General features: G+C 68.9%; 10 protein-coding genes. 6 read left to right on the plus strand and 4 right to left on the minus strand.

What is annotated here, in order from left to right; genetic code table 11:
• Positions 1–13 precede the first annotated feature (13 nt).
• On the minus strand, positions 14–1,963 hold the full coding sequence (locus tag ACWD5F_RS31615) for an APC family permease (RefSeq protein ID WP_451259575.1): 1,950 nt from the start codon (positions 1,961–1,963) through the stop codon (positions 14–16).
• 369 nt (positions 1,964–2,332) lie between these two features.
• Here ACWD5F_RS31615 and ACWD5F_RS31620 point away from each other — a divergent pair, with 369 nt between their 5' ends.
• From ACWD5F_RS31620 to ACWD5F_RS31635, 4 genes are all read left to right on the plus strand, one after another.
• Positions 2,333–3,628, plus strand: a complete 1,296-nt coding sequence (locus ACWD5F_RS31620; protein WP_451260112.1) for an extracellular solute-binding protein — start codon at positions 2,333–2,335, stop codon at positions 3,626–3,628.
• Between the two features lie 35 nt (positions 3,629–3,663).
• Positions 3,664–4,662 (plus strand): carbohydrate ABC transporter permease, encoded by a 999-nt coding sequence (locus ACWD5F_RS31625; protein ID WP_451259577.1) that lies wholly within the window; start codon positions 3,664–3,666, stop codon positions 4,660–4,662.
• Positions 4,663–4,727: 65 nt separating this feature from the next.
• Positions 4,728–5,492 (plus strand): carbohydrate ABC transporter permease, encoded by a 765-nt coding sequence (locus ACWD5F_RS31630; protein ID WP_401726175.1) that lies wholly within the window; start codon positions 4,728–4,730, stop codon positions 5,490–5,492.
• 55 nt (positions 5,493–5,547) lie between these two features.
• Positions 5,548–6,582, plus strand: coding sequence for an endo-1,4-beta-xylanase (locus ACWD5F_RS31635; RefSeq protein ID WP_451259579.1), 1,035 nt, complete (start codon positions 5,548–5,550; stop codon positions 6,580–6,582).
• 124 nt (positions 6,583–6,706) lie between these two features.
• Here the strand turns inward: ACWD5F_RS31635 and ACWD5F_RS31640 are convergent, their stop codons facing one another.
• Together ACWD5F_RS31640 and ACWD5F_RS31645 are read right to left on the minus strand one after the other, a co-directional pair.
• Positions 6,707–6,913: a DUF5999 family protein gene (locus ACWD5F_RS31640; RefSeq protein ID WP_124000496.1), complete on the minus strand. Its 207-nt coding sequence runs from the start codon at positions 6,911–6,913 to the stop codon at positions 6,707–6,709.
• A 388-nt stretch (positions 6,914–7,301) separates the two neighbouring features.
• A complete protein-coding gene (locus tag ACWD5F_RS31645) occupies positions 7,302–7,886 on the minus strand; it encodes a hypothetical protein (RefSeq protein ID WP_451259581.1) in 585 nt (194 codons plus the stop codon).
• A 551-nt stretch (positions 7,887–8,437) separates the two neighbouring features.
• Between ACWD5F_RS31645 and ACWD5F_RS31650 the strand changes: the two genes are divergently transcribed.
• Complete coding sequence (locus tag ACWD5F_RS31650; RefSeq protein ID WP_401725681.1) at positions 8,438–9,952, plus strand: glutamate-cysteine ligase family protein; 1,515 nt, start codon at positions 8,438–8,440, stop codon at positions 9,950–9,952.
• A gap of 8 nt (positions 9,953–9,960) precedes the next feature.
• Here the strand turns inward: ACWD5F_RS31650 and ACWD5F_RS31655 are convergent, their stop codons facing one another.
• Positions 9,961–11,730 carry a substrate-binding and VWA domain-containing protein gene (locus tag ACWD5F_RS31655; RefSeq protein WP_451259583.1) on the minus strand — a complete coding sequence of 590 codons (1,770 nt, stop codon included), beginning with the start codon at positions 11,728–11,730 and terminating at the stop codon, positions 9,961–9,963.
• 186 nt (positions 11,731–11,916) lie between these two features.
• Between ACWD5F_RS31655 and ACWD5F_RS31660 the strand changes: the two genes are divergently transcribed.
• Complete coding sequence (locus ACWD5F_RS31660) at positions 11,917–12,717, plus strand: CPBP family intramembrane glutamic endopeptidase (protein WP_451259585.1); 801 nt, start codon at positions 11,917–11,919, stop codon at positions 12,715–12,717.
• The last annotated feature ends 36 nt before the right edge of the window (positions 12,718–12,753 follow it).

A 12,753-nucleotide genomic window follows, 5' to 3' on the forward strand; every position in this document is an offset into this window, starting at 1 on the left:
ATGAGGGGAGCCCTCAGCCCGTGTGCACCCGCGGTCGCCGGTCGCGGTTCGGTTCCGCCTCGCGGAGGACCTCTCGGGTGACCGGGGCGACCTCGCCCTGGCCGAAGAGGAAGAAGCGCAGGAAGTTGGCGAAGGGGCTGCCCTCGGTCCACTCGAAGTAGATGTGCGGGGTGCAGCCGGTCTCGTCGCGGACGTGCAGGAGCAGGGCGGCCAGGGCGTTGGAGACGGACGACGACTCCAGGGTCAGGACCCGGTAGCGGTTGTGCAGGACCTCGCCGCGGACCGTCAGGCCCGACTCGAACTCGGACGGGTCCGTCACCGTGACCTCGACGAAGACGAAGTCCTCCTGCTCCGGCATGTCGTTGTCGTTGCGGATCTGCTCGATCTTGTCGCGGTACTCGGCCTTGTCGCGCTGGTCGGGCTCGTTGGCGATGAAGCGGATCTTGCGGCTGGCCATGTCCCGGATGAATCGTTCCGCCATCACGTCCAGCTCGACATGGGTGACGCGCAGTTCGAAGGCGCGGGCCAGTCGGGACAGCAGGGAGACGAGGATGATGCCGGCGATGAAGCAGGCGCCGATCTTGACGCCGTCGGGCCGCTCGATGACGTTCACGACGGTGACGTAGAGCATGACCGCCGAGACGGCCGCGAAGGCGATGGTCCAGTTGCGCTGGCCGGCGCGGCGGGCGGCGATGGTCACGGCGATCGCCGCCGAGGACATCAGGACCAGTACGCCGGTGGCGTAGGCGCCGCCCTGGGCGTCGACGCTCGCGTCGAAGATCCAGGTGACCAGGAAGGCGACCAGGGTGAAGACGATGACCATGGGCCGCACGGCGCGGGCCCAGTGCGGTGCCATGCCGTAGCGGGGCAGATAGCGCGGCATCAGGTTGAGCAGGCCCGCCATCGCGGAGGCGCCGGCGAACCAGAGGATGGCGATGGTCGAGACGTCGTAGACCGTGCCGAAGGCGTTGCCCAGGTACTCGTGGGCCAGGAAGGCGAGGGCGCGCCCGTTGGCCTGGCCGCCGGCCTCGAACTCCTTCTCCGGGATCAGCACCGTGGTGATGAAGCTGGTCGCGATCAGGAAGACGCTCATGATCAGGGCGGCGGCCGTGAGGAGCTTCTTCGTGTCGCGGATGCGGCCCTTGGGGTTCTCCTCGGTGTCCTCCGGGTCGCCCTGGACGTGCGGCATGACCGCGACGCCGGTCTCGAAGCCGGACAGGCCGAGCGCGAGCTTGGGGAAGACCACCAGGGACACACCGATCATGGCGAAGACGTTGCCGTGCTCGGCGGTCAGGGCGCTGGACCAGTCGGTGACCACGTGACCGGCCGTGGCGACGTGCCAGATGCCGACGATCACCACGACGACGTTCAGCCCGAGATAGATCACGACGAGCGCGACCGCGACGCCGATCGCCTCCAGGAAGCCCTTGAGGAACACCGCGCCGAGCAGGGCGACCAGGACGAGGGTGATCAGCATCCGGTGGTCGTGCAGGGCGTCGGTGAGGTGCGGGTTCTCCACCAGGTGGGTGGAGGCGTCCGCCGCCGAGAGCGTGATGGTGATCAGGAAGTCGGTCGCGGCGAAGCCCAGCAGGGTCAGGACGAACAGCTTGCCCTTCCAGAAGGACAGCAGCCGCTCCAGCATGGCGATCGAGCCCTCGCCGTGCGGGCTCTCCTCGGCCACGCGCCGGTAGACGGGCAGGGCGCCGGCGAGCGTGACGACGACCAGCACGATGGTCGCCACCGGAGAGAGCAGACCGGCGGCCAGGGCGGCGATGCCGGGCTGGTACCCGAGCGTGGAGAAGTAGTCGACGCCGGTCAGGCACATCACGCGGTACCAGCGTTGTCCCTGATGGGCGGGGGTGGCCTCGGCGGCCGGACGTTGGCGGCCGGCCTTCCCCATGTCGGACAGTCCCTCCAGCATCCACTCGCGCAGGCGACTGGGAGGGTGCTCGGTGGTGGCCATGGGGGTGCTCCTGATGCGTCTCAGCGTGTGGGTTCTGGCCATCACGCGGACGGCCGAACCAGCGTAAGCGGAGAGTGACGTCAGGGCCCGTGCAGGACCGGGGCACAGGCGTCAAGCTTCCGTTAAGACTGGCTGCGCCGCGGGCCGAGCCGTCTGAGCTGCCGAAACATTCGCCACGTCGCGCGAATATTACGAAGCGCTGCCACCAGATCCAGGGCGCATATGGATTCCCCATGTCCAAGGGGTTGCCACCCTTTGGGAGCTGTCTCTAGGGTGCGGCAACAACGCATCTTTCTGGATCTTCTTCGAAACTTTCGGTCACGATGGACGGTCGTGGACGCGCCGTCCCGTACCCCCAAGGAGCGCATGATGGGCGACCGGGCACTGTCCCGCCGCGGCTTTCTCGCGGCCTCCGCCGCGGCCGGTCTGGGCGTGACGGCACTGAGCGGATGCGGCGGGGACTCGGACGGAGGGTCGTCCTCGGGGACGACCACCGTCGAGTGGTGGAACATCTCCACCACCCAGCCGACCAAGAGCGTCTGGGCCGCCCTGGCCAAGAAGTTCGAGGCGCAGAACCCCAAGGTGAAGCTGAAGATCGTCCAGCTGGAGAACGACGCCTACAAGTCGAAGATGACGGCCCTCACCGCCTCGGGGAAGCTCCCGGACGTCTTCCACACCTGGGGCGGCGGTGTCCTCAAGCAGCAGATCGACGCCGGGCTCGTCGAGGACCTCACCGACCGGACCAAGCCGTGGGCCGACGGCCTGCTGCCGGTGGCGAAGCAGCCGTATCTCATTGACGACAAGGTGTACGGGATCCCGTTCGACATCGGCATGATCGGGTTCTGGTACAACAAGGCGCTGTTCAAGCAGGCCGGCATCGGCGAACCCCCCACCACCTGGGGCGGTTTCCTCGACGCCGTGAACAAGCTCAAGGCCAAGAACATCACCCCCCTCGCCCTCGCGGGCAAGGAGACGTGGACCGGCATGTACTACTGGGCCTACCTCGCCATGCGCACCGCCGGCATCGACGCCCTGCAAAAGGCCGACGAGGACAAGGACTTCACCGGAGCCGGGTTCGTCGAGGCCGGGCAGCACTTCAAGGACCTCATCCAACTCCAGCCGTTCCAGAAGGGGTTCCTCGGGGCCGCGTACTCCACACCGACCGGCCAGGCCGCCACTGTCGGTAACGGCAAGGCGGCCATGGAACTCATGGGCCAGTGGGCCCCGGTGGTCGAGGCGGACGCCGGCAAGGGGCTCGGCGCGAACCTCGGGTTCTTCCCGTTCCCCGCGGTCGAGGGCGGAAAGGGCGTCATCACCGAGGTGTTCGGCGGAGGCGGCGGACATGCCCTGCGCAAGGGCGCCCCACAGGCGGCCGTCGACTTCCTGAAGTTCTTCGCCTCCGAGGCCACCGACCTCGAACTCGTCAAGAAGACCGGCGCCCTGCCCGTGGTGCAGGCCGCCGCGAGCGCCCTCTCCGACCCCAACACCAAGGCCGTACAAGCCCAGTTGACGAGCGCGACCGGCTTCCAGCTCTACCTCGACCAGGCCTACGCCCCCGCCGTCGGCCAAGAGGTCAACGACAGCGTCGGCGCGCTCATCGCCGGCTCCAAGTCCCCCGAGCAGGTCGCGCAGTCGATCACCAAGGTCGCGAAGGAAGAGCAGTAGCCGACGATGACCTCCACACCCCTCCCGGACCGCCGATGACCTCCACTTTCCTCCGGGACAAGCGGACCGGTCCCGATCTCGCCCTCCCGCCCCCGACCAAGGCCTCGGCCCGGGGGCGGGCCCGGCGGCGCACGCTGAACTGGCTCACCGCGGTCGGCTTCCAACTGCCCGCGCTGGTCCTGTTCGTGGGCCTGGTGCTGCTGCCGATGCTGTTCGCGGTGTACGCGGCCTTCTTCCGCTGGGGCGGCTTCGGCATGCCCTCCGACTACACCGGCGCGGACAACTTCACCCGGCTCTTCCAGGACCCGGTCTTCCTGGGCGACCTGTGGCGCTGCCTGGTCCTGGTGGTCCTGTCGCTCGTGCTCCAGCTGCCGTTCGCGCTCGCCATGGCGGTGCTGCTCAACCAGCGGCTGCGCGGACGGGCCGTGTACCGGATGCTGTTCTTCGCGCCGTACGTCCTGTCCGAGGCCATCACCGGCGTGCTGTTCAGCATGGTCTTCGCGCCGGACGCAGGGCTCGCCGACCATGTCCTCGGCGGGATCGGCCTGGATGGTCTGGGCGGGGAGTGGTTCGCCGACCCTTCCTACGTCATGGCGACCCTCTTCCTGGTCATGACGTGGAAGTACTTCGGCTTCCACATGATGCTCTACCTGGCCGGACTCCAGTCCATCCCGGCCGAGTTGACCGAGGCGGCGCTGATCGACGGCGCCAACGCGTGGCAGCGGTTCCGCAACGTCACCCTGCCGCTGCTCGCGCCCACCCTGCGCATCAGCGTCTTCCTGTCCGTCATCGGGTCGATCCAACTCTTCGACCTGGTCTGGGTGGTGACCCAGGGCGGCCCCGACCACCACTCCGAGACGATGGCCGTGACCATGTTCCAGTACGGCTTCAAGCGCTACCAGGTCGGCTACGCCAGCGCGATCAGCGTGGTCATGTTCGGCATCTGTCTCGTCTTCGCCCTCGCCTACCAGCGGTTCGTGCTCCGCCGCGACCTCGAAGGGGCGACCACCACGATGAGGGGAGACGGCAAGTGACCCGCAAAGCAGGCGCGGTACGGACCCTGCCGCTGCACGTGATCCTCCTCGCCGTCGGCGCGGTGATGGTCGTCCCCCTGGTCTACGCGGCCCTGTCCGGCTTCAAGTCCACCGACGAGCTCTCCCGCAACCCCTTCGGACTGCCCGAGCACTGGCTGACCGGCAACTACACCGACATCCTCGGCTCGGGCGACTTCTGGCGGCTGGTCGGCAACAGCACGCTGATCGCGGTGGGTACGACCGTGCTGGTGGTCGCCGTGTCGGCGCTCGCCGCGTTCTCCTTCGCCCGATTCGCCTTCCGTGGGCGGGAGGTGCTGTTCACCGTGTTCACGATGGGGCTGATGTTCCCCTTCGCGGTGGCGGTCCTGCCGCTGTTCCTGCTGCTGCGCTCGCTCGGTCTGCTCGACAACCCGCTCGGTGTGATCCTCCCGCAGGCCGCCTTCGCGCTGCCGATGACGATCATCATCCTGCGCGCCTTCTTCCGGCAGATCCCGGGCGAGTTGGAGGAGGCGGCCACGCTCGACGGGTGCAGCGCCTTCGGGTTCTTCTGGCGGATCCTGCTGCCCATGGCGCGGCCCGCGCTCGGCACGGTCTCGGTGCTGGCCGTCGTCACCAGCTGGAACAACTTCTTCCTGCCGCTGCTGGTGTTCACCGACGCCAAGTGGTGGACCCTGCCGATCGGCGTCCAGCAGTTCCAGGGCCAGTACTCGGCGGAGTACGCCCGCGTCTTCGCCTATCTGGTCCTCGCGATGGTCCCCGCCCTCGCCTTCTACTCGGTCGCCGAGCGCCAGCTCGTCGGCGGCCTCACCGCCGGCGCGACGAAGGGATGACCCGCGCCGACGGACGTACGGCTCACCCACACCCCCGCACGTGAGGAGTCGCACCATGCGCAAGAACCGGCTCAGACTGGCCGTAGCCCTCACGGCCGCGCTGATCGCGGTCACGGCCCCGGGCGTTCAGGCTCACGAGAAGCCTCCCACCCTCGCCGACCTGGCCCAGCGCCACGGCCGCTACTTCGGCAGCGCCACCGACAACCCCGAACTCACCGACACCGCCTACAAGGCCGTGCTCGGCCGCGAGTTCGACATGATCACCCCCGGCAACGGCATGAAGTGGTACGCCACCGAACCCCGACAGGGCGTCTTCGACTGGACCAACGGGGACGAGATCGTCGACCTCGCCCGCAGCAGGCACCAGCGGGTCCGCGCCCACACCCTGGTCTGGCACAGCCAGTTGCCGAGCTGGCTCACCGACCGCGAGTGGAGCGCCGACGAGCTGCGGGCCGTGCTGAAGAAGCACATTCAGACGGAGGTACGGCACTACCGCGGCAAGGTCTACGCGTGGGACGTCGTCAACGAGGCGTTCAACGAGGACGGCACCTACCGCGAGACCCTCTGGTACAAGACGCTCGGGCCGGGTTACATCGCGGACGCGCTGCGCTGGGCCCACCAGGCGGACCCGCACGCCAAGTTGTACCTCAACGACTACAATATCGAGGCGGTCGGCCCGAAGAGCGATGCCTACTACGCCCTCGCCAAGGAGCTGAAGGCCCGGCACGTCCCGCTCGACGGCATCGGTCTCCAAGCCCATCTCGCGCTCCAGTACGGCTATCCCGCCACCCTGGAGGACAACCTCCGCCGCTTCTCCCGGCTCGGTCTCGACACCGCGCTCACCGAGGTCGACGTACGGATGATCCTCCCCGCGACCGACGCGAAGCTCGCCCAACAGGCCGACTGGTACCGGGATCTCACCGAGGCGTGCCTCGCGGTGCGCCGGTGTGTCGGAATCACTGTTTGGGATTTCACAGACAAGTACTCGTGGATCCCGGCGTTCTTCCCCGGTGAGGGCGCGGCGCTGCCGTGGGACGAGCAACTTCAGCCCAAGCCCGCGTACTTCGCGATCAGGGACGCGTTGAGGTAGCACCCACGCGCACGCGTCGCTACCCGGAGTGATCGACCCCGGACATGCGTCGGGGCCGGCTCGCAGTGTTCCTGCGACCGGCCCCTCAAGTCTCCGGGCGATGCGCCATACCGCCCGGTGGCGCTCAGGCGGCGGTCATCACCGGGTTGGTGCCCTCAGGGCGGTGCGGGGCGATGATCTGCCCGTCCGGCAGGAGCTCACCGGTGTCCTCGAAGAGCAGGACACCGTTGCACAGCAGGCTCCAGCCCTGTTCCGGGTGGTGCGCCATGAGGCGGGCGGACTCCCGGTCGGCTGAGTCGGCTGAGGGGCACGGTGACTGGTGCTGGCACATTGGTGGGATCTTTCGCTGTGTCGTGAGGTGTGTGGTGGCTGTCGTGTCTGTCTCGCGGCTGGATGTCTCGTCCATGGCCGCCCCCCGTTGTGATAAGTCGGTCAGAACCCAGTGTTGCCCCACGGGCGTCAATCCGCAGGGATTTAGCGGCACCGCTTCCTCACAGGTTGATGACGCATCACCCGGCCGGACGGTTCATTCCAACTGCACTGTCATTTCGGATGGTTCCGGGTGGCCGGATGGGGCTAGTCCGTCCAGGTCAGACGGTACTTCAGGCTCGTACGAGCGATGAATTGCTCGTACGAGCAGAATGTGGTCCGGAAATGCGACGTACCCCGCTACCGGGAATTCCGGGGCGGGGTACGGGCGCCGTCGCGAAAGAGGAACGTCAGGCGGGCGAGCCCAGGAGAGGTGCGGGAGTCACCCGATGGGTCAGCACCGGGAGCAGTTCGGCGACCCGGTGCGGACGGTGGGCCGCGATACCGGGCGGGGCGGGCGCCAGCGGGACGAGCAGGTCGGTGGCCGCGGGGTGGCCGGTGGCGCCGTCCGCGCCGCAGTCGCCGTGCAGCCACAGGGTGAGCATGTACAGGGCGGGCACGGAGAGCAGGCGGGGCTGGTAGTGCTGGCTCATCGTGTCGGCCTGGCGCAGGGCGCGCTCGGTGGCGGCGATGTAGGGCCCCTCGAAGAAGTGCGAGAAGGCCCAGCCGTCCGCGGTCAGCCGGGTCTCGGCCGCGGCCACCGCGCGATCGCCGCAGCGGATCAGAAACCGCCACCCGGCCAGCCGGGTGGCGGACGCGCCTGCCGGGGTGATGTCGTCCAACACGTGTACGGGCAGAGGGAGTTCGGGTGTGGCGGGCCCCTGGGAGCACAGCAGGGCAGGGGTCCTGGCCTCGCGGACCGCGGTGGGCGAGGCGAGTGCGGTGAGAACGGTGCGAAGGGCGGGCGCGGGAGCCGGGGGGACATGCAGCGGCATGGTGGGTCGCCTCTCATTCGACAGGCACGGTGGCGCGAGGGCGGGGGCGGACGGCGCTGTCTGCTCGCGGGGGCAGAGGGGCGAGGCCGGGTCTGGGAACGAGGAGTGTGGGTGAGGCCTGCCGCACGTCACCTCGACGGCAGGTTCCAGGACCGCGGGCGCCACCCCTCTGCCTTGTTCGCGGAGTTTATACGAGGTGTGTTCTGACGATGTTTCGTCTAGCCGCTTCCGGTGTACCCGGCAAGAGTGCATTCGGCCGGAGATTCGCGGGAAACCTCCCGTTTCCGATCGAGCCCTACGGCGGTGACCTCGGAAAATGCGGGAGAAGCGGTCGGCCCATTCTCGTCGGCGTTTTTCACGAGTCTGTCGGGAACTCGAAACTGCGGGCTGCCCCATGCCCGGTGAATGTGCCGCCGGTCACATCTGGCCAGAGTAGCGGGCGGCGGGCCGGTACGGGGACGTTATCGATCGGCTCGGCTGGGCATCATCCCACGTGACCCGGCACGCCGGCGGCCGATCTTCGGCCCGTCCGTGAGAGGAGGGATGCTCCGATGGGGGAGAAGGTCGTCGCAGGTGGGTTCGATCTGTCCGATCGGCAGCGTTACCGCGCCAAGCTCCGACGGTGTCTGACGGGGCTGGAGCGATTGCTGGAACAGAAGCTGTTCGACCGACCCCAGAACCTCATGGGGGTCGAGATCGAATTGAATCTGGCCGGCCCGGACGGCATGCCGAGAATGCTCAATGCGCAGGTGCTCGAACGGATCGCGAGCCGAGATTTCCAAACAGAACTCGCCATGTTCAATCTGGAAGTCAACATAGCCCCACACAGGCTGGGCGGCCGGGTATTCGACCAGCTCGCCGAGGAACTCCGTACGTCACTGGCATATGCTCACCGTAAAGCGGGGGAACTCGACGCCGGAATCATCATGATCGGTATTCTGCCGACCCTCGACCGGGACGATCTGATCTCCTCCAATCTCTCCGACGTCGACCGCTACACCCTGCTCAACGACCAGATCGTGGCCGCCCGGGGCGAGGACTTCGTCCTCGACATCGACGGCGTGGAACGCCTCACCTGCACCTCGAAGTCCATCGCCCCGGAGGCGGCCTGCACCTCCGTGCAACTGCACCTCCAGGTCACTCCCGGCCGCTTCGCCGACGTGTGGAACGCCGCACAGGCCGTCGCCGCCGTGCAGGTCGCCGTCGGCGCCAACTCGCCCTTCCTGTTCGGCCGTGAGCTGTGGCGCGAGTCCCGGCCGCCGCTCTTCCAGCAGTCCACCGACACCCGGCCGCCCGAACTGCAGGCCCAGGGGGTGCGCCCGCGCACGTGGTTCGGGGAGCGGTGGATCGACTCCGCCTACGACCTCTTCGAGGAGAACCTGCGCTTCTTCCCCGCGCTGCTGCCGATCCACGACGACGAGGAGCCCCTCGACGTCCTCGACGCCGGCGGTATCCCGAGCCTGGCCGAACTCGTCCTGCACAACGGCACGGTGTACCGCTGGAACCGCCCGGTCTACGGCATCGCGGACGGCGTCCCGCACCTGCGCGTCGAGAACCGCGTACTGCCCGCGGGCCCCACCGTCACCGACATCATCGCCAACGCGGCCTTCTACTACGGCGTCGTCCGCGCCCTCGCCGAGGAGTCCCGGCCGGTGTGGAGCAGGCTGCCCTTCGAGGCCGCCGCCGCCAACTTCGACGAGGCGTGCCGGCACGGCATCGACGCCCGCCTGGAGTGGCCCCGCGGCCGCTACGGCGGCACCGCGCAGATCGACGCGGTGACCCTCGTACGCGACGAACTGCTGCCGCTGGCCGAGGTCGGGCTGGACGCGTGGGGAGTGGAGCCGGCCGACCGGGATCTGTATCTGGGGGTCATCGAGGAGCGCTGCCGGCGCCGGGTCAACGGCGCGTCCTGGCAGGCGGCGACCTTCCACGAGGCGCTGGAGGCGGGGCTCGCGCGGGATGCCGCGTTCGCCGCGACGACCCGGCGCTACAGCGAGCTCATGCATCAGGGAGAGCCCGTGCACACCTGGCCGGTGGGTCTTCCGGAGCCCGTGCCGCTGGGGTGAGGGGCAGGTCAGTCGCCGGTGTCGCCCTGGGCGCCCGCCGCCACGATCGCCTTGAGGATGACCGTGTGGATCTGGGCCGGGTTGCTGACCGACTGGCCCGAGCCTCCGGTGGCCTCGGCGATCTCCTGGGCCTCCTCCTTGTCGGCGTCGGGGCCCACGGCGATCACGATGAGCGGCACCGGGCGCTCGGGGTTGGTGAGCTTCTGCAACTCCGCGATCAGGCTGGTGCGGGAGATGCTGCCGGGGTCCTGGTTGACGCCGTCGGTGAGGATGACCAGGGCGTTGAACTTCCCGGGGGAGTACGACTCGGTGGCCGCCCTGTACGCGGCGAGCGTGGTGTCGTAGAGACCCGTGGCCCCGTCCGGGACCGGCTTCAGGGCGCTGAACGCGGCCGACAGCTTGTCGCGCTGGGTGCCCGCGGCCTTCTGGTCGCCGAGCCGCTCGGTCGGCACCAGGATGCGGTAGTCCTTCTTGCCGTCCAGCTTGGTGGAGAACTCCCACAGGCCGATCTCGTCCTCCGGGGTGAAGGTGGCGAGGGCCTGGAGCAGCGACGCCTTGGTCACGTCCATGCGCGACTGGCCGGTCTTCGGCACCGGCTCCGACATCGACGAGGAGGCGTCCACGACCGTGGTGATCCGCGCGCTCTGCACGGTGATCGTCCAGGTGCCGAGCGCCTCCTGGAGCGCCGCGTCCTCGGCCGGCTGCGGCGCGGCCTGCGCGTACGGCTGCGGGCTGGTACCGCCGGCCTTGGCGACCACGGTCGCCGGCGCCTGGTCGTCGTCCGTGCGGAAGCCGTACTTCTCCAGCAGCCGCAACTGCTCTGGCTGGCGCAGGTAGTTCATGAACCGCAGCGCGGCCCGGCTCTGGTCCGTGGTGAGCTGGTCGACCATCGCGTACGGGTAGTCGAGCCGGGGCGAGCCGTCCTTCGGGTAGAACATGTCCAGGCTGCCGTCGGTGTCGTTCGACGTGTTGTACGCGTACGCCGCCTGCTCGGTGAGGATCAGCGCCTGGTTGCGCTTGGGGTTGCCCTGTTCGGTGCCCGAGGAGTCCCGGGGCAGCGTGTCCAGGACCTGGCCGTCGGTGTCCGAGGTGCGCTGCGACAGCGTCTTCATCATCGCCGCCGCCTGGGTGTCGCCGTCCTTGAGACCCGAGGCGGCCGTCCCGATCTGGGTCAGCGCGAGCAGCCCGGTCGCACTGCGCGAGGGGTCGGCCGCGCCCAGCTTGAGCGAGTCGCTCTGCAGGGTGGCACCGGCCAGTTCGATCCAGCTGTACGTCTTCTTCGGCCACCCCAGCGACTTGGCCGCGGCCGGCACCATGGCCACGCCGACCGGGGTGGAGGCCACGGCGCCCGACGGGGTCACGTCGGTCGCGCCGCTGTCGGCGGTGATCCGCTGGATCCAGAGGTCGGCGTCCGGCACCCACACCTGCTCGTCGATCTTCTTGCCGGCGCCCAGCGTGTCGGCGACCTTGTACGACTCGCGGGCGTTCACCGTGACGGCGACACAGCGGCCGTCGGAGGTGATGTCCTCGGTGCGGGCCCGCTTCGCGGCGGCCGTCAGGGCGGGGGCGATGTCGGGGGAGGCGGCGAGCGAGATCCGTACCGGGTCGTCCTGGCAGGAGGTGCCGAAGGAGAGCAGGCCGCTCTTGGCGGCGGCCGCGGTGCCGCCGGCGACGGTGAGGACGAGGGCCGTGGCGACGGCCACCGTGCGACGGCGGGCGCGGGGGCGGGGGTCGCTGACGCCCGCCCCATACTGAGTGGGCAAGCTGTGACGTCCCATGACGGTGGTGCCCCTCCCTGTTGAACCTCGTGCCGGATTACAGCCGTACGGCATGGAACGGGGGAGGCACGCCCGTACGGCGTCCGTCCCCCCGACGGCCTGTCACGCACGATCTTCGTATGTTCTTTCGAGACCCTAGCGGGGCGAAGATAGGCGTGAGGCGGGATTGAACAACTGGAGGCAGGTGTGCAGGCAGAGGCGGGTCCGGTGGCCGATTCTTTTCCTCAGGAGCGGCCCACGCGACGGATTCTGCGGGACGAGACACTGCTCGTTCTGGGGCTTTCGCTCGGTGCGAGTGGAGTGTCCGCCCTGATCAGTTTTGTCGGATCGGTCACGAAACCAGGAGGTCTCAAGGACCAGGCGGCGACGCTCAACGCGTCGGCCGCGCCGGGCCGGCCCTGGCTCGATCTCGCCTGGCAGCTGTTCGGGATCACCTCGGCCCTGGTGCCGGTCCTGCTCGTCGCGCACTTCCTGCTGCGGGAGGGGCAGAGCCTGCGCACGCTCGGCTTCGACCGCACCCGGCCGTGGCCCGACCTCGGCCGGGGCGCGGGGGTCGCCGCGGTGATCGGCAGCACCGGAATCGCCTTCTATCTGGCGGCCCGCGGGCTCGGCTTCAACCTCACGGTGGTGCCGGAGGCGCTGCCCGACGTGTGGTGGAAGTACCCGGTGCTGATTCTGTCGGCGATGCAGAACGCGATCCTCGAAGAGGTGATCGTCGTCGGGTATCTGCTGCGCCGGCTGGGGCAGTTGGGCTGGACGCCCGGGGCCGCGCTGGTGGCCAGTTCCGTACTGCGCGGTAGCTACCACCTCTACCAGGGCATCGGCGGCTTCCTCGGCAACATGGTGATGGGCCTGGTGTTCGTCTTCCTGTACCGCCGGTGGGGTCGGGTGGGTCCCCTGGTGGTGGCGCATTCCCTGCTCGACATCGGGGCGTTCGTGGGCTACGCGCTGCTGGCGGGGAAGGTGGGGTGGCTGCCGACGGCGTGACCGTCGGCAGCGGGTCCCGGTGGGCGTCTCGGGCGG

Source organism: Streptomyces sp. NPDC002499 (genome assembly GCF_053595415.1).

What these genes read in the sequence shown, in the direction of transcription:
- ACWD5F_RS31615 (WP_451259575.1), bottom strand. Translation starts at nt 1,963, where the DNA reads ATGGCCACCACCGAGCACCCTCCCAGTCGCCTGCGCGAGTGGATGCTG.
- ACWD5F_RS31620 (WP_451260112.1), top strand. Translation starts at nt 2,333, where the DNA reads ATGGGCGACCGGGCACTGTCCCGCCGCGGCTTTCTCGCGGCCTCCGCC.
- ACWD5F_RS31625 (WP_451259577.1), top strand. Translation starts at nt 3,664, where the DNA reads ATGACCTCCACTTTCCTCCGGGACAAGCGGACCGGTCCCGATCTCGCC.
- ACWD5F_RS31630 (WP_401726175.1), top strand. Translation starts at nt 4,728, where the DNA reads ATGGTCGTCCCCCTGGTCTACGCGGCCCTGTCCGGCTTCAAGTCCACC.
- ACWD5F_RS31635 (WP_451259579.1), top strand. Translation starts at nt 5,548, where the DNA reads ATGCGCAAGAACCGGCTCAGACTGGCCGTAGCCCTCACGGCCGCGCTG.
- ACWD5F_RS31640 (WP_124000496.1), bottom strand. Translation starts at nt 6,913, where the DNA reads ATGTGCCAGCACCAGTCACCGTGCCCCTCAGCCGACTCAGCCGACCGG.
- ACWD5F_RS31645 (WP_451259581.1), bottom strand. Translation starts at nt 7,886, where the DNA reads ATGCCGCTGCATGTCCCCCCGGCTCCCGCGCCCGCCCTTCGCACCGTT.
- ACWD5F_RS31650 (WP_401725681.1), top strand. Translation starts at nt 8,438, where the DNA reads ATGGGGGAGAAGGTCGTCGCAGGTGGGTTCGATCTGTCCGATCGGCAG.
- ACWD5F_RS31655 (WP_451259583.1), bottom strand. Translation starts at nt 11,730, where the DNA reads ATGGGACGTCACAGCTTGCCCACTCAGTATGGGGCGGGCGTCAGCGAC.